Source organism: Streptomyces sp. NPDC030862 (assembly GCF_055571835.1).
This window is the reverse complement of the sequence record NZ_JBVIEN010000015.1, coordinates 21,131-46,219: the sequence shown is the minus strand read 5'-3', so window position 1 is coordinate 46,219 and position 25,089 is coordinate 21,131. Positions and strand designations below refer to the sequence as shown.

26 protein-coding genes are annotated in these 25,089 nt (G+C 71.4%); 11 read left to right on the top strand and 15 right to left on the bottom strand.

All coding sequences use genetic code 11. From position 1 onward, the window contains the following. The first annotated feature begins 87 nt into the window (after positions 1-87). Positions 88-726, top strand: coding sequence for a rhomboid family intramembrane serine protease (locus ACZ42X_RS31235; protein WP_468297174.1), 639 nt, complete (start codon positions 88-90; stop codon positions 724-726). On the opposite strand, the gene mqnP is transcribed toward ACZ42X_RS31235, so the two are convergent. The 3 genes from mqnP to ACZ42X_RS31220 are packed head-to-tail and all read right to left on the bottom strand — an operon-like array spanning position 716 to position 3,533. Next, positions 716-1,612, bottom strand: coding sequence for a menaquinone biosynthesis prenyltransferase MqnP (gene mqnP / locus ACZ42X_RS31230; protein ID WP_468297171.1), 897 nt, complete (start codon positions 1,610-1,612; stop codon positions 716-718). The genes ACZ42X_RS31235 and mqnP overlap by 11 nt on opposite strands. Continuing rightward, positions 1,612-2,085: a hypothetical protein gene (locus ACZ42X_RS31225; RefSeq protein WP_468297168.1), complete on the bottom strand. Its 474-nt coding sequence runs from the start codon at positions 2,083-2,085 to the stop codon at positions 1,612-1,614. Before ACZ42X_RS31225 ends, mqnP begins: the two co-directional genes overlap by 1 nt. Further along, a complete protein-coding gene (locus ACZ42X_RS31220; RefSeq protein WP_361428243.1) occupies positions 2,082-3,533 on the bottom strand; it encodes a menaquinone biosynthesis decarboxylase in 1,452 nt (483 codons plus the stop codon). The genes ACZ42X_RS31225 and ACZ42X_RS31220 overlap by 4 nt, the downstream gene beginning before the upstream one ends. An 88-nt stretch (positions 3,534-3,621) precedes the next feature. Between ACZ42X_RS31220 and ACZ42X_RS31215 the strand changes: the two genes are divergently transcribed. Beyond that, a complete protein-coding gene (locus ACZ42X_RS31215) occupies positions 3,622-4,017 on the top strand; it encodes a PLD nuclease N-terminal domain-containing protein (RefSeq protein WP_468297166.1) in 396 nt (131 codons plus the stop codon). 1 nt (position 4,018) lies between these two features. Here the strand turns inward: ACZ42X_RS31215 and ACZ42X_RS31210 are convergent, their stop codons facing one another. The 8 genes from ACZ42X_RS31210 to hemL form a co-directional block, all read right to left on the bottom strand. Continuing rightward, positions 4,019-4,531 (bottom strand): SRPBCC family protein, encoded by a 513-nt coding sequence (locus ACZ42X_RS31210; protein WP_468297163.1) that lies wholly within the window; start codon positions 4,529-4,531, stop codon positions 4,019-4,021. A 49-nt stretch (positions 4,532-4,580) separates the two neighbouring features. Continuing rightward, on the bottom strand, positions 4,581-5,660 hold the full coding sequence (ccsB, locus tag ACZ42X_RS31205) for a c-type cytochrome biogenesis protein CcsB (RefSeq protein WP_468297160.1): 1,080 nt from the start codon (positions 5,658-5,660) through the stop codon (positions 4,581-4,583). Further along, positions 5,657-7,426 carry a cytochrome c biogenesis protein ResB gene (gene resB / locus ACZ42X_RS31200; RefSeq protein WP_468297158.1) on the bottom strand — a complete coding sequence of 590 codons (1,770 nt, stop codon included), beginning with the start codon at positions 7,424-7,426 and terminating at the stop codon, positions 5,657-5,659. Before resB ends, ccsB begins: the two co-directional genes overlap by 4 nt. Before the next feature lie 4 nt (positions 7,427-7,430). Next, the gene (locus ACZ42X_RS31195; RefSeq protein WP_468297156.1) at positions 7,431-8,168 is read right to left on the bottom strand and encodes a cytochrome c biogenesis CcdA family protein; all 738 of its coding nucleotides are present in this window, start codon (positions 8,166-8,168) and stop codon (positions 7,431-7,433) included. A gap of 3 nt (positions 8,169-8,171) precedes the next feature. Next, entirely contained in the window at positions 8,172-8,777 is a 606-nt protein-coding gene (locus ACZ42X_RS31190; protein WP_468297154.1) for a TlpA family protein disulfide reductase, read from the bottom strand. 99 nt (positions 8,778-8,876) lie between these two features. Continuing rightward, positions 8,877-10,118, bottom strand: coding sequence for a polysaccharide deacetylase family protein (locus tag ACZ42X_RS31185; protein WP_468297151.1), 1,242 nt, complete (start codon positions 10,116-10,118; stop codon positions 8,877-8,879). A 129-nt stretch (positions 10,119-10,247) separates the two neighbouring features. Beyond that, positions 10,248-10,964, bottom strand: a complete 717-nt coding sequence (locus ACZ42X_RS31180; RefSeq protein WP_468297148.1) for a histidine phosphatase family protein — start codon at positions 10,962-10,964, stop codon at positions 10,248-10,250. Then, positions 10,961-12,268, bottom strand: coding sequence for a glutamate-1-semialdehyde 2,1-aminomutase (gene hemL / locus ACZ42X_RS31175; RefSeq protein ID WP_468297145.1), 1,308 nt, complete (start codon positions 12,266-12,268; stop codon positions 10,961-10,963). Before hemL ends, ACZ42X_RS31180 begins: the two co-directional genes overlap by 4 nt. 324 nt (positions 12,269-12,592) lie before the next feature. On the opposite strand from hemL, the gene ACZ42X_RS31170 reads away from it, so the two are divergent. The 3 genes from ACZ42X_RS31170 (at position 12,593) to ACZ42X_RS31160 (ending at position 14,628) form a co-directional block, all read left to right on the top strand. Then, a complete protein-coding gene (locus ACZ42X_RS31170) occupies positions 12,593-13,252 on the top strand; it encodes a hypothetical protein (RefSeq protein ID WP_468297142.1) in 660 nt (219 codons plus the stop codon). 22 nt (positions 13,253-13,274) lie between these two features. Beyond that, entirely contained in the window at positions 13,275-13,805 is a 531-nt protein-coding gene (locus ACZ42X_RS31165) for a GNAT family N-acetyltransferase (RefSeq protein ID WP_468297140.1), read from the top strand. 88 nt (positions 13,806-13,893) lie between these two features. Further along, entirely contained in the window at positions 13,894-14,628 is a 735-nt protein-coding gene (locus ACZ42X_RS31160) for a Mut7-C RNAse domain-containing protein (RefSeq protein ID WP_468297137.1), read from the top strand. Between the two features lie 73 nt (positions 14,629-14,701). Here ACZ42X_RS31160 and ACZ42X_RS31155 read toward each other — a convergent pair whose 3' ends face one another. Next, complete coding sequence (locus ACZ42X_RS31155) at positions 14,702-15,295, bottom strand: TetR/AcrR family transcriptional regulator (protein WP_468297134.1); 594 nt, start codon at positions 15,293-15,295, stop codon at positions 14,702-14,704. A gap of 121 nt (positions 15,296-15,416) precedes the next feature. On the opposite strand from ACZ42X_RS31155, the gene ACZ42X_RS31150 reads away from it, so the two are divergent. Next, on the top strand, positions 15,417-16,841 hold the full coding sequence (locus ACZ42X_RS31150; protein ID WP_468297132.1) for an FAD-dependent oxidoreductase: 1,425 nt from the start codon (positions 15,417-15,419) through the stop codon (positions 16,839-16,841). Between the two features lies 1 nt (position 16,842). Here the strand turns inward: ACZ42X_RS31150 and ACZ42X_RS31145 are convergent, their stop codons facing one another. Next, positions 16,843-17,355, bottom strand: coding sequence for a hypothetical protein (locus ACZ42X_RS31145; protein WP_468297129.1), 513 nt, complete (start codon positions 17,353-17,355; stop codon positions 16,843-16,845). Positions 17,356-17,397: 42 nt separating this feature from the next. Between ACZ42X_RS31145 and ACZ42X_RS31140 the strand changes: the two genes are divergently transcribed. Then, on the top strand, positions 17,398-17,733 hold the full coding sequence (locus tag ACZ42X_RS31140; RefSeq protein ID WP_468297126.1) for a YnfA family protein: 336 nt from the start codon (positions 17,398-17,400) through the stop codon (positions 17,731-17,733). A 72-nt stretch (positions 17,734-17,805) separates the two neighbouring features. After that, positions 17,806-18,576 carry an SDR family NAD(P)-dependent oxidoreductase gene (locus ACZ42X_RS31135; RefSeq protein ID WP_468297123.1) on the top strand — a complete coding sequence of 257 codons (771 nt, stop codon included), beginning with the start codon at positions 17,806-17,808 and terminating at the stop codon, positions 18,574-18,576. A gap of 74 nt (positions 18,577-18,650) precedes the next feature. Here the strand turns inward: ACZ42X_RS31135 and ACZ42X_RS31130 are convergent, their stop codons facing one another. After that, a complete protein-coding gene (locus tag ACZ42X_RS31130) occupies positions 18,651-19,844 on the bottom strand; it encodes an RtcB family protein (protein ID WP_468297121.1) in 1,194 nt (397 codons plus the stop codon). A gap of 175 nt (positions 19,845-20,019) precedes the next feature. Here ACZ42X_RS31130 and ACZ42X_RS31125 point away from each other — a divergent pair, with 175 nt between their 5' ends. The 3 genes from ACZ42X_RS31125 to ACZ42X_RS31115 all read left to right on the top strand — a co-directional run bounded on the left by ACZ42X_RS31125 (position 20,020) and on the right by ACZ42X_RS31115 (position 23,206). Beyond that, positions 20,020-20,880 carry a DUF3558 domain-containing protein gene (locus tag ACZ42X_RS31125; RefSeq protein WP_468297118.1) on the top strand — a complete coding sequence of 287 codons (861 nt, stop codon included), beginning with the start codon at positions 20,020-20,022 and terminating at the stop codon, positions 20,878-20,880. A gap of 132 nt (positions 20,881-21,012) precedes the next feature. After that, positions 21,013-21,750 carry a DUF3558 family protein gene (locus tag ACZ42X_RS31120; RefSeq protein WP_468297115.1) on the top strand — a complete coding sequence of 246 codons (738 nt, stop codon included), beginning with the start codon at positions 21,013-21,015 and terminating at the stop codon, positions 21,748-21,750. Between the two features lie 118 nt (positions 21,751-21,868). Beyond that, on the top strand, positions 21,869-23,206 hold the full coding sequence (locus ACZ42X_RS31115; protein ID WP_468297112.1) for a DUF2637 domain-containing protein: 1,338 nt from the start codon (positions 21,869-21,871) through the stop codon (positions 23,204-23,206). 100 nt (positions 23,207-23,306) lie between these two features. Here ACZ42X_RS31115 and lysS read toward each other — a convergent pair whose 3' ends face one another. Next, positions 23,307-25,079, bottom strand: coding sequence for a lysine--tRNA ligase (gene lysS / locus ACZ42X_RS31110; RefSeq protein WP_468297110.1), 1,773 nt, complete (start codon positions 25,077-25,079; stop codon positions 23,307-23,309). Positions 25,080-25,089 lie beyond the last annotated feature (10 nt).

Sequence of the window (25,089 nt, the reverse complement as noted above, 5' to 3'; positions counted from 1 at the left end):
GCCTATCCGGCCCGGCGGGTGGGGAACCGGGTAAGGTCCCCCGGACGTTTGCCGAGGTGGAAGCGTGCGAGACCGCAGGGGGCCGCCATGGCGGGTACGACGAGTGGGACGGGGAGCCGGACCGGCCGCGACGGCACCGGCTGGAGCCGCGCCGGCCGGGCCGGGGCGGCCGCGAGGCTGATGGTCGCCTGGGTGGCGCTGCTGTGGATCCTCGAAGCCGTGGACGTGGCGACCGGTCACGCCCTCGACGCCTACGGCATCACGCCCCGCGAGGCCGCCGAGCTGCGCGACCTCGTCCCGGCGGCGTTCCTCCACTTCGGCTTCGCCCACGTCGCGGCGAACACCGTGCCGCTGCTGGTCTTCGGCTTCCTCGCCGCGCTCGGCGGCATCCGCCGCTTCCTGGCCGTCGCCGCGCTCATCGTGGTCGTCGACGGGCTCGGCGTGTGGCTCGTCTCCCCGTCGTACAGCGTCACGGCGGGCGCCTCCGGCCTGATCTTCGGCCTCTTCGGCTACCTGCTGGTGCGCGGCTTCGTGGACCGCAAGCCGCTGGACATCGGCGTCGGCCTGCTGATCGGCGCCGTCTGGGGCAGCTCGATCCTGCTGGGCATATCCCCCACCCAGTCCGGCGTCAGCTGGCAGGGCCACCTCTTCGGCCTCCTGGCGGGCGTGGCGGCGGCCTTCGTCTTCCGCCGCCGCCCGCGCCGGACGGCGGCGCTCACCCCCTGAGCCCGCGCACCACCAGGTCCACCAGCGCGCACACGAAGAGCACGACCCCGATGAACCCGTTCGTCGTGAAGAAGGCCCGGTTCAGCCGCGACAGGTCGTGCGGGCGCACGATCGTGTGCTCGTACACGAAGGCGACGGCCACCACGACCAGGCCCAGCCAGAAGAAGAGGCCCGCGTCGGTGGCCAGGGCGTACCAGACGAGCAGGGCCGTCGTGACGGCGTGGCAGGCGCGGGCGCCGTGGAGGGCCGCCGGGATGCCGAAGCGGGCCGGGACGGACATGACGCCGTGGGCGCGGTCGGCCTGGACGTCCTGGCAGGCGAAGATCAGGTCGAAGCCGCCGATCCAGACGCCGACGGCGAGGCCGAGGATCACGGCGTCCCACGACCACGCCCCGGTGACCGCGAGCCACGCGCCGACCGGGCCGATGGCCTGGGCCAGGCCCAGGATGGCGTGCGGGAAGTTCGTGAAGCGCTTGCCGTACGGATAGACGACCATCGGCACGACGGCGAGGGGCGCCAGCGCCAGGCACAGCGGGTTGAGCAGCGCCGCCGCGCCCAGGAAGACCACCAGGGCCACCAGCGCGCCGGTCCAGGCGGAGCGGACGGACACCGCGCCGGTGACCAGCTCGCGGCCCGCCGTGCGCGGATTGCGGGCGTCGATCTCGCGGTCGATGATCCGGTTGCAGGCCATGGCGAAGGTGCGCAGGCCCACCATCGCGACCGTGACGAGCAGCAGCTCGACCCAGTGGACGCTCCGGTCGTCCTCGTACATCGCGGTGAGGGAGGCGATGTACGCGAAGGGCAGCGCGAAGACCGAGTGCTCGATCATCACCAACCGCAGGAAGGCCTTGATGCCGCCGGCCGGCTTCGGCGTGGTGGTCGTCATCACGCGAGGCTCCCGAGGAACGCGTCGAGGTCGGCCAGCAGCGCGGCCACGGGCAGCGGCCCGGTCTCCACGGTCAGCGTGGTCTCGGGGTCGTCGGGCGGTGTGACGTGCACCGTGAAGGCGTACGCGTCCGAGCCCGCCGGGCGGGCGTCGAGGCGCAGGACCGCGCCGCCGTCGACCGTGAACGGCTCCCCGGTCGCCGCCGCCAGCTCGGCGCGCAGCCGCTCCGCGAAGTCGGCGGGCTCGGCGTCGCGTACGCCGGGCAGCTCGAAGCCGTCGCCCTCGCCGCCGCTCTCCACGAGGACGGCCCAGAGGTCGCCGGCGCCCGCGAACTCCTCGGGCGCGACGCCCGCCTCGGCGGCGGCCCGCTGGACCCCGGCGTCCGCCGGGTCGAGCTCCGGGCGCACCAGCGCCACGTAGTCGGTGTCGGTGCCGAGGAAGAGGGCGGGACCGCCCATGGCGAGGGGGCTCACAGCCCGTACTCCTTCCAGCGGCGGTCCACCAGCGCCGCCGTCGCCGGGTCGGACTCCACCATGTCCGGCCAGCCGCCGTCGCGCGTGTAGCCCTCCTCGGGCCACTTCTTCGTGGCGTCGATGCCCGCCTTGCCGCCCCAGAACTGCTGGTACGAGGCATGGTCGAGATGGTCGACCGGGCCCTCGACGACCGTGAGGTCGCGGGCGTAGTCGGTGTTGCCGAGCGCCCGCCACGACACCTCGTGCATGTTGCGGACGTCGCAGTCGGCGTCGACGATCACGATGAGCTTGGTCAGCGACATCATGTGCGCGCCCCAGATGGCGTGCATGACCTTCTGCGCGTGCTTCGGGTACTTCTTCTCGATCGAGACGATGGCGCAGTTGTGGAAGCCGCCCGACTCCGGCAGGTGGTAGTCCACGATGTCCGGCACGATGATCTTGAGCAGGGGCAGGAAGAAACGCTCCGTCGCGCGCCCCAGCGGCCCGTCCTCCGTCGGCGGCCGGCCCACCACGATGGACTGCAGCAGCGGCCGCTTCCGCATCGTCACGCAGTCGATCTTCAGGGCCGGGAACGGCTCCTGCGGGGTGTAGAAGCCGGTGTGGTCGCCGAACGGCCCCTCGGGGAGCATCTCGCCCGGCTCCAGCCAGCCCTCCAGGACCACCTCCGCCTGCGCCGGGACCTGCAGCGGCACCGTCTTGCAGTCCACCATCTCGATCCGCTTGCCCTGGAGGAAGCCCGCGAACAGGTACTCGTCGATGTCCTCCGGCAGCGGCGCCGTCGAGGCGTACGTCACCGCCGGGGGCGCCCCGAACGCGATCGCGACCGGCAGCCGCTCACCGCGCCGCGCGGCGACCTGGTAGTGGTTGCGGCTGTCCTTGTGGATCTGCCAGTGCATGCCGATGGTGCGCTTGTCGTGGCGCTGGAGCCGGTACAGGCCGAGGTTGCGGATGCCGTTCTCGGGGTGCTTGGTGTGCGTGAGCCCCAGGTTGAAGAAGGACCCGCCGTCCTTGGGCCAGGTGAAGAGCGCCGGGAGCATGTCCAGGTCCACGTCGTCCCCGCGCAGCACGACCTCCTGCACGGGCGCGTCCTTGACCTTCTTCGGCGGCACGTGCGCCATCGCGCCGAGCTTGCCGAACGCCTCGCGCACGCCCACGAAGCCGTGCGGGAGCTCGGGCCGCAGCAGGCCGCCGATCTTCGCGCTGATCTCGTCGTACGACGTCAGGCCCAGCGCCTTCAGCAGCCGGCGGTCGGTCCCGAAGACGTTCATCGCGAGCGGCATCGCGGACCCGCGCACGTTCTCGAAGAGCAGCGCCGGGCCGCCGGACTTCTGGACCCGGTCCACGATCTCCCCGACCTCCAGGTGGGGGTCGACTTCGGCCTTGATGCGCTTGAGGTCGCCTTCGCGCTCCAGAGCCCTGAGCAGCGAGCGGAGATCGTCGTAAGCCATGGGGTCAAGTATCGGTCACCGGCTACTCTGGGCCTGTCACCGGGGCTGTCGAAACCGGCCCGCCGATGCTTCCAGGGAGCTGTCCCCCATGCTCAGGGCACTGCTGTACATCCTGCCGCTGGCGTTGACGATCTACGCGTTCATCGACTGCCTGAACACGCCGGAGGACGAGGCGAAGCACCTCCCCAAGGTGGCCTGGATCTTCATCATCCTGCTCTTCTGGATCGTCGGCCCCATCGTCTGGTTCGCCGCCGGAAAGATGCGCCACGCCCCGGCCGGCGGACGCACCCCCTCCGAGTGGCACCGGAACCACCGCACCCAGTGGGTCGCCCCGGACGACAACCCCGAGTTCCTGAAGTCCCTGCGCGACGAGAACAAAAAGGACGAGGCGCTCCTGAAGGACTGGGAGGCCGACCTGCGCCGCCGCGAGGAGGAGCTCAAGAAGGGCGAGCAGGACGAGGACGACGACCCGAAGAAGTCCTGATCTAGGTCGCGCCGTAGTCGCGGGCCTCGTACCGGTCGCGCAGGTCCTGCCAGCGCTCGCGCGACCAGGAGGACCAGTCGGCCGGCCTGCCGTCCAGCGCGCCGACGAGGTACGCGAAGCGGTCGTGCCAGCCGGCCAGGCGGTCGATCCGCCGGTCGTCCGTGCCGCGGAACTCGTTCAGGAACCGCAGCACCGTCGTGTCGGGCGCCTCCCCCCGCTCCAGGTGCAGGCGGACGCGGCCGTACACGTCGAGCGTGTACTCGACGATGCGCTCGACGTCCCACGCGGTGACCGTGCCGGTGGCGACGGTGTCGCTGGTGGGCCAGCGCAGGATGGCCGTGCCGCCGAGGTGCGGCTCCAGCGCCTTGGGCTCGGCCAGCCAGCCGCGCAGGCCGCCCGGGGTGGAGATGGCCGGCCAGACGCGCTCCACGGGGTGCGGCAGCGGAATCGTGAACCGCACGGTGTGGGTGTCGCCATGGGTCTCGCTCGTACCAGGAGGTATGGGATCAGCCATACCTCCAGCCTCGCGCGGGCGGCGTACGGGCGCTACCTCACACCCCGGCTCACACGCCCGCGTAGGAGTGCTTGCTGCTCACGAAGATGTTGACGCCGTAGTAGTTGAAGAGGAAGCACGCGAAGGCGATCAGCGCGATGTACGCGGCCTTGCGGCCCTTCCAGCCGGCCGTCGCGCGGGCGTGCAGGTACGCGGCGTATCCGACCCACGTGATGAAGGACCAGACCTCCTTGGCGTCCCAGCCCCAGTAGCGGCCCCACGCGTCACCGGCCCAGATGGCGCCCGCGATGATCGTGAAGGTCCACAGCGGGAAGATCGCCGCGTTGACGCGGTACGCGAACTTGTCCAGGCTCGCCGCCGCCGGCAGCCGCTCCAGCACCGAGCGGGCGAAGGCGCTCGGCGTGCCGCCGGCCGCCAGCTTGGCCTCGTAGCTGTCGCGGAAGAGGTAGAGCAGCGTGGCGACCGCGCCGAGGTACAGGACCGCGCCGCAGAAGATCGCGGTGGAGACGTGGATCCACAGCCAGTACGAGTGCAGGGCCGGGACCAGCTGGTCGCTCTCGGTGTAGAGCCAGGTCGTGGCGATACCGAGGTCGATCAGCACGGTGGTGACCAGCGGCAGGCCCATCCATCGGACGTTCTTCTTCGCGAGGAGGAAGCCGAGGTACGCGCCGACCGCCACCGTCGAGAAGGTGGTGGAGAACTCGTACATGTTGCCCCAGGGCGCCCGCTCCACGGACAGCGCCCGGGTGACGACACCGGCGGCCTCGATGAGGAAGGCGAGCGTGGTGAGGGAGACGGCGATCCGCCCGTAGAGGTCGCCCTTCTCGTCGCCGCCGGCCGCGCCCGGGCCGTCGGGTACGTCACGGGCGCCGGCGGCGGCCCGGGTGACGACCTGCGGCTTGTCCAGGACGGCGGTGCCGCCGCCCTGCCGCGTGACCTGGACCCGCACCTGCGCGCCCGCCGAGGACTCCGTGAGGGCCGCCGCCGTACGGCCGACCTTGCTGCGGCTGCCGAGGACCCACTCGGCGATGTGCGCGAGGAAGGCCAGGGTGTAGACGGCCATGGAGGAGTAGATGAGCAGATTGCTCAGCTCCGCCAGGCTCTCGTTGGTCGCGGCGGCGAGATTCACTTCTCAGCCCTTTCGTCGGCGTGGTCGGCCTCGGCCTCGGGTGCGGGCGCAGGGGTGGGCGCGGGCGCGGTCGGTGCCTGGGAGTGGAGGGTGGCGGCCAGGTCGGCCAGTTCCTCGGGAAGCTTCGTGGACTCGCTGCGGCCGAGCCCCGCCAGCTCGACGACGGTCACGCCGTCGTCACCGCGGACCGCCCGGACCCACACGCGGCGGCGCTGGATGAAGAGGGAGCCGACCAGTCCGGCGATGGCGGCGATGGCTCCGGCGAGGGCGAGACCGTTGCCGGGCTGCTGGGAGATCTGGAAGCTGGCCCACTCCTTGATCCCCTTCTCGAAGGTGACCGAGCCGGCCCCGCCCGGCAGTTCCATGCGCTCGCCGGGCCGCAGGGTCTTCTTGTAGATCTCGCCGTTCGCGTCCTTGAACGGCGTCATCTTGCTGGTGTTCAGCTGGTACACGTTCTGCGGCAGGCCGCTGTCGACGCGCAGGTCGCCGTGGTACGCGCTGATGTTGAGCGCCGGGAAGACCAGGCCGGGGAACTGGCTGAACATCTGACCGCTGCCCTTGCCCGCGTACGTCGGGACGAAGAAGAGCGGGAAGCCGAGCTGGTCCTTCTTGCCGTTCTTGTCCTTGTAGCCGTCCATCACCTTGAGGACGCCGGTGGAGGTGACGTTGTTGTCGATGGGGAGCAGCGGAACGGCGGCCCGGTAGACGACCTCGCCCTTGCCGTCGCGGACGGTGAGGACGGGCGCGTACCCGTGCGAGATCAGATAGACCTTCGAGCCGTCGACCTCCAGCGGCTCGTTGACCCGGATGACGCCCTTCCTCTTCTCCTCGCCCGCCCTGCCGTACGTGACGTCCGCCTCGAAGGTGCGGGGGGTGCCGCGCTGCGGGCCGCTCGTCTCGTACGTGCCGGTGAACCGGTCCAGCTTGAAGCTGAACCGCGCGAGCTCGTCGGTGTCGAAGAGCGAGCCCGACTTGAAGTCGTCGTACTGCGGGAGGATGTTCGAGAAGCCGTCGCCCTCGACGATGAGCTTGCCGCCCTCGGACTTGAAGAGCTGTCCGGCGGCGAAGGCCACCAGCATGACGATGAGCGCCACGTGGAAGAGGAGGTTGCCGGCCTCGCGGAGGTAGCCCTTCTCGGCGGCGACCGCGTCCCCGGCGGTGTGCGCGCGGAAGCGCCGCCTCTTCAGCAGCGCGAGCGCCGCCTCGCGTACGTCCTCGGGCGCGGCCTCGGTGCGCCAGGTGGCGTACGCGGGCATGCGGGTGAGGCGGCGGGGGGCGGCGGGCGGACGGCTGCGCAGCTGGCCGACGAACTGCCAGGTGCGGGGGACGATGCAGCCGATGAGCGAGACGAACAGCAGGATGTAGATCGCCGAGAACCACACCGAGCTGTAGACGTCGAAGAGCTGGAGCCGGTCGTAGATCGGCGCGAGCGTCTCGTGGGCTTCCTTGAAGGTGCGGACCTTCAGCTCGTCGGCGCTGTTCTGCGGGATGAGCGAGCCCGGGATGGCGCCGAGCGACAGCAGGAACAGCAGGATCAGCGCGACCCGCATGGAGGTCAGCTGGCGCCAGAACCAGCGGACCCAGCCGAACACGCCGAGGGTGGGGCCGCCGGTGAGCCCGTCGGCCGGCCCGCCGGACTCCGCGGAGTCCTCGGCGGGCGCCGTCGACAGGTGCGCCCCGGCCGCGGCGTCCGCGTCGGCCTCCGCCGCCGCCCCGGCCGTCCGTGCCGACTCGGCCGCGTCCGTCGTCTCTGCTGCCTTGCTCATGGAACTAGATCCCCACCTGGAAACCGCTGGACCAGACCTGCATCTGCTGCACGAGGATGTCCCACGCGCCTGTGAGGAGCAGCAGGCCGGTCAGGATCATCATCCCGCCGCCGATGCGCATCACCCACGCATAGTGCCGCTTCACCCAGGCGAACGCGCCGAGCGCCTTGCGGAACGCGATCGCGGCGAGCACGAACGGCACACCGAGACCGAGGCAGTACGCGAACGTCAGCAGCGCCCCGCGCCCCGCGCTGGCCTGGTCGGCGGCGAGGGCGGTGACGGACGCGAGCGTCGGGCCGATGCACGGCGTCCAGCCGATGCCGAACAGCGCGCCGAGCACCGGCGCTCCGACGAGACCGGTCACCGGCCGCTTGTGGAAGCGGAACTCGCGCTGCGTGAACCACGGCATCAGCCCCATGAAGAAGACGCCCATGAGGATCATCAGCACGCCGAGGATGACGGTCAGCGTCTGGCGGTGCTGCTGCAGGGTCCAGCCGAAGTAGCCGAAGAGGGCGCCGCCGGAGACGAAGACGGCGGTGAAGCCGAGGACGAAGAGGGCGGCGCCGGCGGCCATCCGGCCGCGGCGGGCCTCGGCGAGGTCGGTGCCGGTGACGCCGGTCACGTACGAGAGGTAGCCGGGTACGAGCGGCAGGACGCAGGGCGAGAAGAAGGAGACCAGCCCGCCGAGCACCGCGATGGGCAGGGCGAGCAGGAGGGCCCCGCTGAATACCGTCTCGTTCATGGGTTACTTCTCCGCGAGGACCGGGTCGATCATCGAGCGGAGCTGTTCCTCGTTCACCCCGCCGATCAGGCGTGCGGCGATCTTGCCGTCGCGGTCGAGCACGATGACGGAAGGAATGGACTGGGGGGTCAGCGTGCCCTTGGGGAAGCCGTTGAGGATGAGCTCACCGGCCGGGTCGTGCAGGCTCGGGTACGTGACGCCGTGGTCCTTCTCGAACTTGATGGGGGGCTCCGTGGCGATGTCGCGGGTGTTGAGGCCGACGAACTGCACGCCCTGTGCCTTGAGATCCGTGGAGACCTTGACGAGGTGCTTGGCTTCGGTCCGGCACGGCCCGCACCACGAGCCCCACACGTTGAGGACGACGACCTTGCCCTTGAAGTCGGCGACGTCCAGCCGCTCGCCGTGCAGGGTCTTGCCGGCGATCTCGCCGACGGCCTTGCGCTCACTCTTGGGGACCGTCACGATGCCGCCGTTTCCGGCGACGAAGTTGGTGTCACCGCCCCCGCCGGAGACGCCCTTGGGGCCACCGGTGCACGCGGTCAGCGCGAGCGCGGCCGCCAGGGTGCCGGCGGCGAGCATGATGCTTCGAGGAGCGCGGCTAAAGGTCATGTGAAAAGTTTCGCATGGGCCTTCCGGGGATCTTCCGCGCCCCCCTCCGTACTCCCTCCGCACTTCTCCGGTGACCGTAAAGCCCGATGTCAGGACGGTCTAAGCGGCCTTGAGGAAGGTGTTCCAGCCACCGGTCGGCGATTGCCCGACCTCCAGCGTGCGGAGCTTGTCGAGGATCTTCGGGTCCTGGACGTCGAGCCAGTCGGTGAACTGCTTGAAGGAGACCAGCCGGACGTCCTTCTTTCCGGCCATGCCCTTGAGCGCCTCTTCGACGGCGTCCATGTAGATGCCGCCGTTCCACTGCTCGAAGTGGTTGCCGATGAAGAAGGGAGCGCGATTCGATTCGTAGGCGCGCCGGAAACCGGCGAGGTACGCCCCGGCGGCCTGCTTCTTCCAGTCGGGATAGCGGGCCGGGTTGCCCTTGGTCGTGTTCTGCGACTGGTTGGCGAGCATGTTGTAGTCCATGGACAGGACCTCGAAGGCGCGGCCGGGGAACGGCACCTGCTGCAGCGGCAGATCCCAGATGCCCTGGCGCTTGACGGGCCACTTCTGGCGGCCGCCGGGCGAGCTGGCGTCGTAGCGCCAGCCGAGCTTCTTCGCCGTGGGCAGCAGGTTGTCCTGGCCGAGGAGGCAGGGGGTGCGGGCGCCGACGAGTTCCTTGCGGTAGTCGAAGGGGAGCGGGTCGAGGGTCGTCCAGCCGCTGTTCGTCTTCCATTCGGTGACGAATTTCACGGCCTGGTCGATCTCGCTCTGCCACTGCGCCGGGGTCCATTTGCCGACCGAACCGGAGCCCGCGCAGAAATGCCCGTTGAAGTGGGTGCCTATCTCGTGTCCGTCGAGCCAGGCCTGGCGGACGTATTTCAGCGTCTCCTTGATGTGGTCATCGGTGAGGTAACCGATGTCGGAGGCCCCGACGGGGTTGTTGGGCGGGCGGTAGAGGGTCTTCTTCGATTCCGGGAGGAGATAGAGCCCGGAGAGGAAGAAGGTCATGGCCGCGCCGTGGTCCTTGGCCAGCTCGAGGAAGCGGGGGAAGAGGCCGTTGCCGACCTCTCCGGCGCCGTCCCAGGAGAACACCACGAACTGGGGCGGGGTCTGACCGGGCTCCAGGGGGACGGGCTTGTCGGGCTGGTTCGGCTGCTTACCGGTGTCGGAGGTGGAGCCGTCGCCTATCAGCCGTCCCTTCGGCGCGCCGCCCGCGTCGGGCTTACCGGCGCCGCCGGGCTGTGCGCCGCCTTTGCCCGTACCGTCGTTACCGCCGCCGGGGCCGCAGCCCGCGATTCCGATCGCGGCCGCGGCCCCGACTCCGGCTCCCAGCAAACCCCTTCGGCTGATCCCGCGCATCTCGTCCCCATCCGCATTCGCGCCTGCTTTTCGACCGGAAAGTCACGACCGGTCTGACAAGGGGAGAGATGCGGTGAGGAACGCACGGGTTCCCGAATTAATCACATAATCTGCTCTGTGACAGGGTAGTTACGCGCCGAAGGCCTTGGACGCGCCCTTGTCCCTGCCCTTCACCGGCTTCGCACCGGCCAGCAGGTGCGCCGGGACGAGATCGCGGGCCGGCTCGCTGTAGCCCACCGACACGATCGTGTCGCCCTGGTACGTGAACGTGGTCAGGGACGCGAGCGTGCACTGCCGCCGCCGCGGGTCGTGCCACAGCCGGCGCCGCTCGACGAAGCTGCGCACGATCCAGATCGGCAGCTGGTGGCTGACGCACACCGCCTCGTGCCCGCGGGCCGCGTCACGCGCCGCGTTCAGCGCGCCCATCATCCGTACGACCTGGTCGACGTACGGCTCGCCCCAGGACGGCCGGAACGGGTTGGTCAGGTGCCTCCAGTTGGCCGGCCTGCGCAGCGCGCCGTCACCCACGCCGAAGGTCTTGCCCTCGAAGACGTTCCCCGCCTCGATGAGCCGCTCGTCGGTGGCCAGCTCCAGACCGTGGGAGGCGGCGATGGGCTGGGCCGTCTCCTGGGCGCGCTCCAGCGGCGAAGCCACGACATGGGTGATGTCGCGCTCCGCCAGGTGCTCGGCGACCCGGTCGGCCATCTTCCGGCCGAGCTCGGAGAGGTGGTAGCCGGCGCGGCGCCCGTACAGGATGCCGTCCGGGTTGTGCACCTCGCCGTGGCGCATCAGGTGGACGACGGTGATGTCGCCGCCGCCTGCGCCTCCGCCCTGCCGCGTGGTCATGCCGTCGCCTCCGCTGCGGCGCGGGCGGCGGCCGGCAGCGCGGCGGCGATCCGCTCGACGGCGCGCTCGTCGTGCGCCGTGGAGACGAACCACGACTCGAAGGCGGACGGCGGCAGGTAGACGCCCTGCGCCAGCATCGAGTGGAAGAACGCGGTGAAGCGGAACGCCTCCTGCTTCTTCGCGTCGTCGTAGTTCACGACCTCGGCGTCGGTGAAGAAGACGGAGAACATGTTGCTCGCGGTCTGCAGCCGGTGGGCCACGCCCTCCTTGCTCAGCGCGTCCGTCACCAGCGCCTGGATCTCGCGCGACACGGCGTCGACCTTCTCGTACGCCGCGTCGTCGAGCAGCCGCAGCTGCGCGAGGCCGGCGGCCGTGGCGATCGGGTTCCCGGAGAGGGTTCCGGCCTGGTAGACGGGCCCGGCGGGTGCCAGGTGCGCCATCACGTCGGCGCGGCCGCCGAACGCCGCGGCCGGGAAGCCGCCGCCCATGACCTTGCCGAACGTCATCAGGTCGGGGACCACGCCGTCGACGCCGTACCAGCCGGCCTTCGAGGTGCGGAAACCGGTCATGACCTCGTCGGAGATGTACAGCGCGCCGTTGGCGGCGCACAGCTCCTTCAGCCCGGCGTTGAAGCCGTCGCGGGGCGGGACGACGCCCATGTTGCCCGGCGACGCCTCGGTGATCACACAGGCGATCTCGCCGGGGTGCGCGGCGAAGGCCTCGCGTACGGCGTCGAGGTCGTTGTACGGCAGGACGATGGTGTCGCCGGCCTGCGCACCGGTGACGCCGGGCGTGTCGGGCAGCCCGAAGGTCGCGACGCCGGAGCCGGCCGCGGCCAGCAGCGCGTCCACGTGCCCGTGGTAGCACCCGGCGAACTTGACGACCTTGGCGCGGCCGGTGAAGCCGCGGGCGAGCCGGATCGCGGACATCGTGGCCTCGGTGCCCGACGACACGAGCCGCACCTGCTCGACCGGCTCGACCCGGGCCACGATCTCCTCGGCGAGCGCGACCTCGCCCTCACCCGGCGTACCGAAGGAGGTTCCGCGCGCGACGGCCTCCTGCACGGCGGCGATCACCTCGGGGTGCGCGTGACCGAGGATCATCGGCCCCCACGAGCAGACGAGGTCGACGTACTCGCGCCCGTCCGCGTCATTGAGGTACGGACCCGTACCGGACACCATGAACCGGGGCGTTCCGCCCACCGCGCGGAAGGCGCGCACGGGAGAGTTCACGCCGCCGGGCGTCACGAGGGACGCACGGTCGAAAAGCGTCTGTGAGACTGGGGCTTCGTATGAATACGGCACTTTGGTCCTGACCTGCGAGAACGAGTGGAGGGGCGGCAATGCGCGGGCACGGCCGCCGGACGGCGACGATCTGTTGACCTGTTGACAATCTGTTGATGATCTTGTTGCGGATCTTGCCGACGACCTTGTTTTACGACCGGGCGGCAGGGCTCCGCGTCTGCGAAACTGGGGCGTCATTGGGAAAGCTCACGGAAACCATGGTGTCAGAGGCCCGGACGTTCTTGCGGACAGGTGTTTCACCGCACGCGCGTGGGGGAGGTCACTGTCACGATGATCGGGTTGCGCGGTTGGGGCCGTGTTACCTAAAAGCAGTCGGGTGGAGATATGCATCGCGGTGGCGGACTGGGTGAAGGGACCGACGACCTGGGTCCTGAGCCCGCCCGGCGGGGGAAGCACCGGCGAGAACGGGACATTCCCCCGGGGAACCAGCCCTCCCGGTCCTCCGGGAACCAGCCTTCCCGGACTTCCGGGGAACAGACCTCCGGGAACCCCCTGGGGCACGAGCACATGGGGAGCGTTCCTCTGGGAGGCGGGAGTGGCCGGGGCATGGGGGTGACGTACAAGTACTTCGGCGCGCCCAACGGCGCCACCGCCGCGCGCGTCCCGATCTCGATGCGGCCCGAGGAGCTCGGCGGCGACGAGCTCGGCATGGGCGGCATGTTCACCAAGATCAAGCCCGAGACGATAGCCGCGATGGTCCTCACCGGCATCCAGGGCATGCCGCTGCACAAGGTCCCGCCCCTGGAGCTCGTGGTCCTGCACCCGGACTACGCCGTGGTGAAGCTTCCGACGACGGTGGTCGACCCCCTGCGCGGCATCGGCGAGGAGACCGTGGGCGCGGCGGCCTTCATATGGTCGACGGTCCCCGACCGCGGCGGACCGCGGGACGCGTTCGACGTGTACCAGCTGCTCCACGAATGGCAGGACTTCTCGGTACGCCTCCACGAGGCGGGGCACCAGCCGTACTGCCTGGTGTGGCCGTAGGCGGGGCCCGGGGCTCGGCCCGATGAGCGCGCAGACCGTACGCGTCCGCCTCGAACCGTGGTCCGAGGACGGCATCGCGCTGCTGCGGGCCGCCAACAGCCCGGAGATGATGGCCCACCTGGGCGGTCCGGAGACCGAGGACCTGCTGATCAGGCGCCACCAGCGGTACGTCGACCTCAGCGCGGACCGCACGGGGGCGGGGCGGATGTTCCGGATCGTGCTGCTGCCGGACGAGGTGCCCGTGGGTGTGATCGGCTACTGGGAGCGGGCCTGGGACGACGCCCTGGTGTACGAGACGGGGTGGGTGGTGCTGACGCCCTTCCAGGGGCGCGGGATCGCCACGGCCGCGACGGCCGCCGTCATCCAGGAGGCGCGGGCGGCGCGCAAGCACCGGTATCTGCACGCCTTTCCCGCCGTGGACAACGCCGCCTCGAACGCGGTGTGCCGGAAGGCGGGCTTCGAGCTGCTCGGGGCGTACGACGACGAGTACCCGCCGGGCCGCCCGCTGCGGAGCAACGACTGGCGCCTGGACCTCGGGCGCTGGGGCGGGTGACAGGGCGGCGCCTTCCGGCGGCGTGCGTTCCGGTGGGGCGGGCGAAATGGCCTGGCTGGCGCGGAGGCCCCGGTGGCATGCTGGCCGCGTGAACGGACCGGAGATCCACATCAGCTTCGCCCCCGAACTGGGGCTGTTCGTCTCGGCGCCCCGCCGCGCGGGCCGCACCTCCGTGGTCACGGACGGCGCCTCGACGCTCGGGCACGTCGTCGAGTCGCTCGGCGTACCGCTGACCGAGGCGGGCAGGCTGCTGGTGGACGGGCGCGCGGTCTCCACCTCGCACATCCCGGCCCATGGCGAACACGTCGAGGTGCTGGGTCGCGAGCGCCCGCAGCCGGTGCCGGGCGCCCCGCTGCGGTTCCTGCTGGACGTGCATCTCGGCACGCTGGCGCGCCGGCTGCGGCTGCTCGGCGTGGACGCGGCGTACGAGAGCGAGGACATCGGCGACGCGGCGCTGGCCACCTGGTCGGCGCGGGAGCGGCGCGTGATGCTCTCGCGGGACCGGGGGCTGCTGCGACGCCGCGAGCTCTGGGCGGGTGCGTACGTCTACAGCGACCAGCCCGACGACCAGCTCCGCGACGTCCTGGAGCGCTTCGCGCCGCGGCTCGCGCCGTGGACGCGGTGCACCGCCTGCAACGGCACGCTGACGGACGCGGACAAGGACGCGGTGCGCGAGCAGCTGGAGCAGGGCACGCAGCGCTCGTACGACGTGTTCGCGCAGTGCACGGCGTGCCGGCGGGTGTACTGGCGCGGCGCCCACCACGCCCGCCTGGAGGCGATCGTCGAGAACGCCCTGCGCGAGTTCGGCGGCGCGGCCGCGTAGGCGCGGCGAGCCTGCGCGCCCCGGCCGCCCGGGTCAGGGGGACTCGGCCGGCGGACGACGCGGCCCGGCCGGGTCAGGGGGATTCGGCCGTCAGGTACCGCTGCACCGTCGGCGCCAGCCAGGCGATCACCTCGTCCCGCGACATCTCGACGGCGGGCGGCAGGTGCAGCACGTAGCGGGCCAGCGCCATGCCGAGGAACTGCGAGGCCACCAGGGCCGCGCGGCGCGGGGCGTCGGCCGGGTCGGGGCAGATGCCGGCCACGACGGGGCCCAGCTGTGCCGGGAACATCGCGCGTATCCGCTCGGCACCCGCGGCGTTGGTGACGGCGACCCGGAGCACGGCCGTGAGCACCTCGTCCTGCTCCCACCGGTCGAAGAAGTGGGCGGCGAGGACCGCGCCGACGTGCTTGGTGGGCAGCGCCCCGACCTCCGGAATGCGCAGGTCGACCGCGCAGGCGGCGGCGAAGAGCCCCTCCTTGTTGCCGTAGTAGCGCATCACCATCGACGGGTCGATCCCGGCATCGCGGGCGATGGCGCGGATGGTGGCGCGCTCGTACCCGTCGGTCGCGAACCGCTCGCGGGCGGCGTGGAGGATCGCTGCGCGGGTGGCGTCCGAGCGACGGGGGGGGCTCGGGGGGTCGGCGGGGGCGGGGGTTTCCGTCTTCATGCCAACAACTGTAGGCCAACAGGTGTTGACGCGCCATCAGCGCGGGCATACATTTGCCAACGAGCGTTGACCAACAACCGTTGACCAACATCCGTTGGCATTCCACGGGCAGGAGGCAGCCATGACTGGCACGCCGGGCACGGAGTTCGACGTCATCGTCGTGGGCGCGGGACCCACGGGACTACTGCTCGCCGGCGACCTCGCCGCCGCGGGCCTGGAGGTGGCACTCGTCGAGCGCCGCCCCCACGAGACCAGCAACCTCGCACGCGCCTTCGCCGTGCACGCCCGGACGCTGGAGCTGCTCGACGCCCGCGACCTCGCGGACGAACTGGTGAAGCGAGGCACCCCCCTCACCCGGCTGAACCTCTTCAGCAAGCTGTCGCTCGACCTCTCCCGGCTGCGCTCCCGCTTCCCCTTCGTGCTGATCACACCCCAGTACGAGGTCGAGCAGCTGCTGGAGCGCCGCGCCGTCTCCGCCGGCGTGCACTTCCATTACGAAACGGAGCTGCGGAGCCTGCGCCAGGACGCCGACTCCGTCACCGTCGAGGTCACCGGCCCGGACGGCGCGCCCGGCGAGCTGCGCGCCCGCTATCTCGTGGGCGCGGACGGCGTGCGCAGCGCCGTGCGCGACGGGCTCGGCGTGCCGTTCCCCGGCGAGTCGGTGATCCGCTCCGTCGTGCTCGCCGACGTCCGGCTCTCCGAGGAGCCCGGCAGTGCCCTCACGGCGAGCGGCACCCCTGACGCCTTCGCGTTCGTCGTGCCCTTCGGTGACGGCTGGTACCGGGTGGGCGGCTGGAGCCGCCACCGCCAGTCGCCCGACAGCGAGCCCGTCGACTTCGACGAGATCCGCGCCCTCACCCGCACCGCCCTCGGCACCGACTTCGGGATGCACGACCCCCGCTGGCTCTCCCGCTTCCACAGCGACGAACGCCAGGTACCGGAGTACCGCAAGGGGCGGGTCTTCCTCGCCGGTGACGCCGCGCACGTCCACTCACCCGCCGGCGGCCAGGGCATGAACACCGGCCTCCAGGACGCCGCCAACCTCTCCTGGAAGCTCGCCGCCGTGCTGCGGGGCGAGGCCCCGGAGCCCGAGGCCCTGCTCGACAGCTACCACGACGAGCGCCACCCCGTCGGCACGACGGTGCTGCGCAGCAGCGGCGCGCTCATCCGCCTGGCCATGGTCCACACCCCGCCCACGCTGGCGGCCCGCGCCCTCGGCACCGGGCTGCTCAACCGGTTCCCTCCCGCGGCCGCCAAGGCGATGCGCATGATCAGCGGCATCGGCATCGCGTACGGCGCCGGGCGCGGCGCCCACCGCCTCACCGGTCGGCGCGCCCCCGACCTCGCCCTGACGGAGGGCCGGCTCTACGAACTGCTGCGGCAGGGAGCGTTCGTCCTCGTCGCCCCGCGGGGTGGTGCCGCCGCACCGGACGCGCCCGCCGCGCCGGGCCGGGTCATACGGGCGAGCTGGGCCAACGCCGCCCGCCGGGACACGCTTCTCATCCGCCCCGACGGCTACATCGCCTGGGCCGGAAGCGGGAGCTGACTCAGAAGACGTACCAGTCGCCCGTCGCGGGGACCAGCACCTGGTGGTCGTTGTTCCCCGGGTTCCGGTCGGTCGCGCCGCCGTTCCACTCGGTGGCCACCCGTACCGTCACCTCGTGCGGGGTGCCGGCCGTCCGCAGGACCAGCACGGTGTCGCGGGCCGGGCCGTCCGCCCGCAGCGGACCGGTGGAGCACAGCACCTCCCGGTCGCCGCCCCACAGGCAGTTGGGCGGCAGCGGCGGCCCGGCGGCCGGCGGCACCGAGAAGGCCAGGCGCACGGTGACGGTCGGCACGCCGGACGGGCCGTGGTTCTGACTCGCCATCAGCACCTCCAGCCGGTCACCGTCGAGGGAGACATGCCCGTGGTGGGCGACATCCGCCTCGGGGGCGATCGCCCCGGTGGCGCCGGCGGCGGGGGCACCGGCGGCCACCCCCGCGCCCGCGTCCGAGGCGGCCACCGCCGCCAGCACCGTCACGCCCGACACCACCAGTCCAGCCCTGCCCCTCGCAACCATGTCCAGAAGGTACCGATTTTCCCGCCCTCTACGCTGGACGCCATGCTCATCGCCCGCTCCGCCGCCCTCTTCGTCCTGGCCGCCCTCTGCGAGATCGGCGGCGCCTGGCTCGTCTGGCAGGGCGTCCGCGAGCACCGGGGCTGGCTCTGGATCGGCGCCGGCGTGCTCGCCCTCGGCGCATACGGCTTCGTCGCCACGTTCCAGCCGCAGGGCGACTTCGGCCGGATCCTCGCCGCGTACGGCGGCGTGTTCGTGGCCGGGTCGATCGCATGGGGCATGGTGGCCGACGGCTACCGGCCCGACCGCTGGGACGTGACCGGCGCGCTGATCTGTCTCGCCGGTATGGCCGTGATCATGTACACACCGCGCGGCCACTGACCGGCACCACACCCACACCTATCCTGACCGCGTATCGACCACCCTTTCGATCAGCCGCGCGAGGAGAAGCCCATGACCGCCGCCACCCCCACCGCGCCCGTCGCCGTCGTCACCGGAGCCAGCAGCGGTATCGGCGCCGCCACCGCACGGCAGCTCGCCGCGGCCGGCCACCACGTCGTGCTCACCGCGCGCCGCAAGGACCGCATCGAGACCCTGGCCGCCGAGCTCACCGCCGCCGGCCACCAGGCCACGGCGTACGCCCTGGACGTCACCGACCGCCCGGCCGTCGACGCCTTCGCCGCCGGCCTCGAGCGCTGCGACGTCCTCGTCAACAACGCGGGCGGCGCACTCGGCGCGGACCCCGTCGCCACCGGCGATCCCGCCGACTGGCGCCAGATGTTCGAGGTCAACGTCATCGGCGCCCTCAACATGACCCAGGCCCTGCTCCCCGCCCTCACCGCCAGTGGCGCCGGCACGGTGGTGATCGTCTCCTCCACCGCCGGCCACGCCACCTACGAGGGCGGCGGCGGCTACGTCGCCGCCAAGAACGGCGCCCGCGTCCTCGCCGAGACCCTCCGCCTGGAGATCGTCGGCACCCCGGTCCGCGTGATCGAGATCGCCCCCGGCATGGTGAAGACCGACGAGTTCGCCACGACCCGCTTCCGCGGCGACACCGAGAAGGCGGCCAAGGTCTACGCGGGCGTCCCCGACCCGCTCTCCGCCGACGACGTCGCCGACACCATCACCTGGGCCGTCACCCGCCCCGCCCACGTCAACATCGACCTCCTGGTGGTCCGCCCCCGCGCCCAGGCCTCCAACACCAAGGTCCACCGCGAGCAGTAGACCCGGCGGGACATGCGAAGGCCCCGGCGCCAACCCGCCGGGGCCCTCACCCAGAGCCGAGGTGCTCCTCCGCCTCAGCCCTTCACACACACCACCTGCTTCAGCTTCGCGACCACCTCGACGAGGTCGCGCTGCTGGTCGATGACCTTCTCGATCGGCTTGTAGGCGCCCGGGATCTCATCGACCACGCCGGCGTCCTTGCGGCACTCCACACCGCGCGTCTGCTCCTCCAGGTCCCGCGTGGAGAAGCGCCTCTTCGCGGCGTTCCGGCTCATCTTGCGGCCGGCGCCGTGCGAGGCGGAGTTGAAGGACGCGGCGTTCCCGAGCCCCTTCACGATGTAGGAGCCGGTGCCCATCGAGCCGGGGATGATCCCGTACTCGCCGGAGCCCGCCCGGATCGCGCCCTTCCGCGTGACCAGCAGGTCCATTCCGTCGTACCGCTCCTCCGCCACGTAGTTGTGGTGGCAGGAGATGACCGGCTCGAAGGTGACCTTGGCCTTCTTGAACTCGCGCCGCACGACGTCCTGCGAGATGGCCATCATGATGGCGCGGTTGTGCTTCGCGTACTCCTGCGCCCAGAAAAGATCGTTCCGGTAGGCCGCCATCTGCGGCGTCTCCGAGATGAACACTGCCAGATCCCGGTCGACCAGGCCCTGGTTGTGCGGCAGATCCCTCGCCACTCCGATGTGGAAGTCGGCAAGTTCCTTGCCGATGTTCCGGGACCCGGAGTGCAGCATGATCCAGACGGAACCGTCGATGTCGAGACACAGTTCCCAGAAGTGGTTGCCCCCTCCGAGCGTTCCCATCTGCTTCACCGCCCGGTCCTGACGGAACTTGACCGCTTCCGCCACCCCGCCGAACCGGGCCCAGAAGTCGTCCCACCCCGACGCCGGGAAGCCGTGCAGCGCGGCCGGGTCGACCGCCTCGTCGTGCATCGCGCGGCCCACCGGGATGGCCTGCTCGATCTTCGAGCGCAGCCGCGAGAGGTCGCCCGGCAGGTCGTTCGCCGTCAGCGACGTCTTCACCGCGGACATGCCGCAGCCGATGTCCACACCCACCGCGGCCGGGCAGACCGCCCCCCGCATCGCGATGACCGAGCCGACCGTCGCGCCCTTGCCGTAGTGCACGTCCGGCATCACGGCAAGGCCCTTGATCCACGGGAGCGTGGCGACGTTCCGCAGCTGCTGCATCGCGACGTCCTCGACCGCCGCCGGGTCCGTCCACATCCGGATCGGGACCTTCGCCCCGGGCACCTCTACAAAAGACATACTTCCTCGATCCCCCGAAAAGTCTGGAAACGCAAAAACCGGCGCCAACATCCGCGTATGCGACAGCGGACCAGCATCGACGGCAGCGCGTGCGATAGACATTGTGTCCACCCGTCGGCGTCGGGCGGCAACAAGTTTTCGGATGGCAGGCACCCGAGCGAAAGGACCCCGGACCGTGCAGCGAAGGGCGTACGCACCCGGCCTGGCCGCACTTCTCGCGGCGGTCACCGCCGGCGTCACCGGCCTGACCGGCTGCACCGCCGGCTCCGGCGGCTCCGGTTCCGCCATCGACTCCAAGGCCGGGGGCCCCGCCGCGGCGGCCGCCGAACCCGGCAAGTACCGCACGCTCCTCGAACCCTGCGGTTCCATCGAGCGGTCCACGCTCAGGGACCTGCTCCCCGGCGTCGACTTCCTCCCCCAGGAGCAGCGCGAGCGCGTCTACCGCGGCACCTCGGCCGTCACGTACGACACCGACCGCCGCGCCGGGTGCAGTTGGAAGGCCGACGGGCCGGACGCCTCGCACCAGCTCACCCTGGACTTCGAGCGCGTCGTCTCGTACGACCCGACCGTCAGCGACGACGACCGCGCCCAGCAGGTCTACGAGGGCAAGCAGACCGCCGCCGGCCTGGCGGTCGCCCCCACCCCCGGCACCCCCAGCACGCCCGCCTCCCCCACGACCCCCGCCGGCCCCGGCAGCCCGCCACCGGCCACCGGCGGCCCCGCCCCGAGCGCCGCCGCGCCCGCCCCGAGCGTCGCCGCCGTCCCGGCCGCCAGCCCCGGCACCACCCCCGAGGGCCTGGAGCCGCGCGTCCTGACCGACCTCGGCGACGCGGCGTTCCTCGACGACGTCCTCACCCGCGCCGGTTCGACCGCCCAGCACCGCACCGTCAGCGTGGTGTTCCGCACATCGAACGTGATCGTCACCATCCGGTACGGCGAACAGCCCGGCCGCATCACCGAGGTGCCCGACAGCAAGGAACTGCAGGAAAAGGCACAGGGACTGGCCCGCAAGCTCGCCGAGAAGTTCGACGAGTAGCCACCCGCGCGCCGGCTCCGCCCCGGCTCCGCGCGGCGCCCGCGCCTCTCCCGCGCCTCGCCCGTACCCGTACGACTCGGGCTACCGTGTCGGAACTGCCGGACGACCGTACGACAAGCGACTGAAGGAACCATGCACCGATCAGCCCCGCGACTCACCCGCATACTCGCCTGCGCAGCCGTACCGGTGATGCTCGTCGTCGCCGGCTGCTCCTCGGACTCCGACGGCAAGGGCGAGCCCGAGAAGCAGACGCCCCCGTCCGCCGCCTCGTCCAGCGCCGCGTCCGGCGCCGCCAAGGAGCCCACGCCGAAGGTCGAGCCCGCCGTCTTCACCAAGCTGCCCGACGCCTGCAAGGCCCTCGCGGCGAAGACGGTCGCGGAGATGGTCCCGGAGGCGAAGGTCAAGACCGGTACGCCCGGAAAGTCCAACGACATCGCCAGCCGCGGCAGCTGCTCCTGGAACGGCCTGGAGGACAAGGGCATCAAGGGCTCCAACTACCGCTGGCTCGACATCTCCCTCCTGCGCTACGACTCCGACCCCACGCTCGGCAGCGGCGAGAAGCGCGCCCAGGAGAGCTTCGCCAAGGAGGTCGCCAAGGTCCAGGCGACCGAGGGCGCCACCGGTCTGCACGCCTCGACCGCCACGGGCGTCGGCGACGAGTCGAAGGCCTTCAGCTTCGGCCTGAAGAAGACCGACGAGGACTTCAAGAACGCGGTCATCGTGACCCGTACGGAGAACGCCGTCGTCATCCTCTCCTACAACGGCGCCGGGTACGCGGGCGCCGAGACCCCCGATGTGGGGGCCCTGATGGAGGACGCGGTCAAGGCGTCCAAGGAGGCCGTGGCCGCCGTCGCCACCGCCAACAAGTAGCCGCCCGCACGGGCGCTATGCGGAGTCCGGCCCTCCCCCGCGGGCCGGACCCCGCACACGTGTGCCAGGCTGTGCCCGCCAGATCTCGACTGCGGGGAGGGGATCGCGGGTGGCCGCGATGCAGCTGACACGGACGCACCGGATGCTGATAGGTGTCGTCATCGCCGGTGCGGTGGTCATCGCCGGCATCGGTTTCGCGGGCTCGTACGCGGCGGTGCGCGAGCTCGCGTTCCAGAAGGGCTTCGGCGACTTCTCGTACTTCTTCCCCATCGGCATCGACGCGGGCATCTGCGTGCTGCTCGCCCTGGACCTGCTCCTCACGTGGATCCGCATCCCGTTCCCGCTGCTGCGGCAGACGGCGTGGCTGCTGACCGCCGCGACGATCGCCTTCAACGGCGCGGCCGCCTGGCCCGACCCGCTCGGCGTGGGCATGCACGCGGTGATCCCGGTCCTCTTCGTGGTCGCCGTCGAGGCGGCGCGGCACGCGGTCGGCCGGATCGCCGACATCACGGCCGACAAGCACATGGAGGGCGTACGCCTCACCCGCTGGCTGCTCTCGCCGGTGCCCACCTTCCGGCTCTGGCGCCGGATGAAGCTGTGGGAGCTGCGCTCGTACGAGCAGGTCATCAAGTTGGAGCAGGACCGGCTGATCTACCAGGCGCGCCTCCAGGCGCGGTACGGCCGGGCCTGGCGCCGCAAGGCGCCGGTCGAGGCGCTGATGCCGCTGCGGCTGGCGAAGTACGGTGTGCCGCTCGCCGAGACCGCGCCGGCGGGCCTGGCTGCGGCGGGCATCGAGCCGGTCCTGCTGCCGCCGAACCCGACCCCGGCCCCCACCCCGGCCCGCGACCCGCAGCAGATCCCGGCGACCCCCGCCGCCGAGCTCCCGCAGGCGCAGTCTCCGGCCCAGGAGCGGGCCGTGATCCCCGAGCAGCGGCAGCGCACGCCCCGCCTGGAGCAGGCCCGGCAGGACGACGCCCCCACCCCGGACGTTCCCGCCCCGGACGCCCGGGCCCAGGAGCTCCCGGCCCAGGAGCTCCCGGCCCAGCACCCCGACGACACCGAGCCGCAGGCGCAGCCGGAGGCACAACACCAGCCGGAACCGGAACCCCAGCCGCAGCCCCAGCTCCCGGCCAACCACCACAGCCCCTGGTTCGCCGCCCCGCAGCTGCCGCCGACCGCGTACGAGGGGGCCTACGACCCGGCGTACGACGAGGAGCCGCCGCCGCAGGGCGAGATCCCCGAGCCGGACTCCGAGGAGTTCCGGCACGCCGCGTACCCGGTCTTCAAGCAGTACGTCGACGAGAACAACGTCTGGCCGAGCGCCGAGGTCCTCGACATACACCTCGCCGACGGCCACGGCATCCGGCACCCGCTCAGCGCCGTCCTGCTGCGCCGCATGCTGCCGGGGTTCAAGGAGCGCTACCAGGCGGAACTGACGTCCGAGCACATCGCGTGAACGACACCGCGTAGCCCATGGCCCGCGTAGCCCATGGCATGGACGAGGCCCCCCACCTCCCGGTGGGGGGCCTCGTCGTTAAGCGTGGGTGGCTACGTCCTCACGCGCCCAGCAGCTTGCGCACCCGGTCCGCGCCGACGGCCAGCAGCAGCGTGGGCAGCCGCGGTCCGGTGTCGCGGCTGACGAGCAGCCGGTACAGCAGCGCGAAGAAGTTGCGCTGGGCGACCTTCAGCTCCGGCGTCGGCTTGGCCTCCGGGTCCAGCCCCGCCATCACCTTCGGCACGCCGTACACCAGCGTGGTCAGCCCGTCCAGCGACCAGTGGGTGTCCAGGCCCTCCAGCAGCAGCCGCAGCGACTCGCGCCCCTCGTCGTCCAGCGAGCCGAGCAGCTCGGTGTCGGGCTCGGAGCGGACGATGGTGCGCTGGTCGGCCGGGACGTGCGTGGAGATCCAGTTCTCCGCGCGGTCCAGCCGGGGGCGCACCTCGTCCAGCGAGGCCAGCGGCCGGGACGGGTCGAGGTCGCTCAGGATGCGCAGCGTCTGCTCGTCGTGCCCTGCGGTGATGTCGACGACCGAGGCGAGCGTGCGGTACGGCAGCGGGCGCGGGGTGCGCGGCAGCTCGCCGGCGGCCGTGCGCACGGCGCGCGAGTGGGCGGCGGCGTCGGCGGGCAGGACGCTGCCGTCGGCGACCTTGGCCTCCAGCTTGTCCCACTCGTCGTACAGCCGCTGGATCTCCTGGTCGAAGGCGATCTTGAAGGCCTGGTTGGGCTTGCGGCGCGCGTACAGCCAGCGCAGCAGCGGCGCCTCCATGATCTTCAGGGCGTCGGCCGGGGTCGGCACGCCGCCCTTCGAGGACGACATCTTCGCCATGCCGGAGATGCCGACGAACGCGTACATCGGGCCGATCGGCTGGACGCCGTCGAAGACCTCGCGCACGATCTGCCCGCCGACCACGAAGGACGAGCCGGGCGAGGAGTGGTCGACGCCGCTGGGCTCGAAGATCACGCCCTCGTACGCCCAGCGCATCGGCCAGTCGACCTTCCAGACCAGCTTGCCGCGGTTGAACTCGCTCAGCTTCACCGTCTCGGAGAAGCCGCAGACGCAGCTGTAGGTCATCTCGGTCGACTCGTCGTCGTACGCGGTGACGGTGGTGAGGTCCTTGCCGCACTGCCCGCAGTACGGCTTGTACGGGAAGTACCCGCCGGCGCCGCCGGAGCCGTCGTCCTCGCTCGCCGCGCCGGAGCCCTCGGCGGCCTCCAGCTCGGCCTCGTCGACCGGCTTCTGCTGCTTCTGGGGCTGCGGCTTCTGGCCCTGGCCCTGCTTCTTCGGCTGGCCGGTGGCCTTGTCCTTGGTCCGGTAGCGGTCCAGGATCGCGTCGATCGCGGCGCGGTGCTTCATCGCGTGCAGGATCTGCTCGCGGTACACGCCCGCCGTGTACTGCTCGGTCTGGCTGATGCCGTCGAACTCGACGCCCAGCTCGGCAAGCGACTCGACCATGGCGGCCTTGAAGTGCTCGGCCCAGTTCGGGTACGGGGAGCCGGCGGGGGCCGGAACCGAGGTCAGCGGCTTGCCGATGTGCTCGGCCCACGACTCGTCGACGCCGGGGACACCGGCCGGCACCTTGCGGTAGCGGTCGTAGTCGTCCCAGGAGATCAGGTGGCGCACCTCGTACCCCCGGCGCCGGATCTCGTCGGCGACCAGGTGCGGGGTCATGACCTCACGGAGGTTGCCCAGGTGGATGGGGCCGGACGGCGACAGGCCCGAGGCGACCACGACCGGTTTGCCAGGCGCACGTCGCTCCGACTCGGCGATGACCTCGTCCGCGAAACGGGAGACCCAGTCGGTCTCGGTGCTGCTCTGAGCCACGATCGGCACGTCCTTGAAT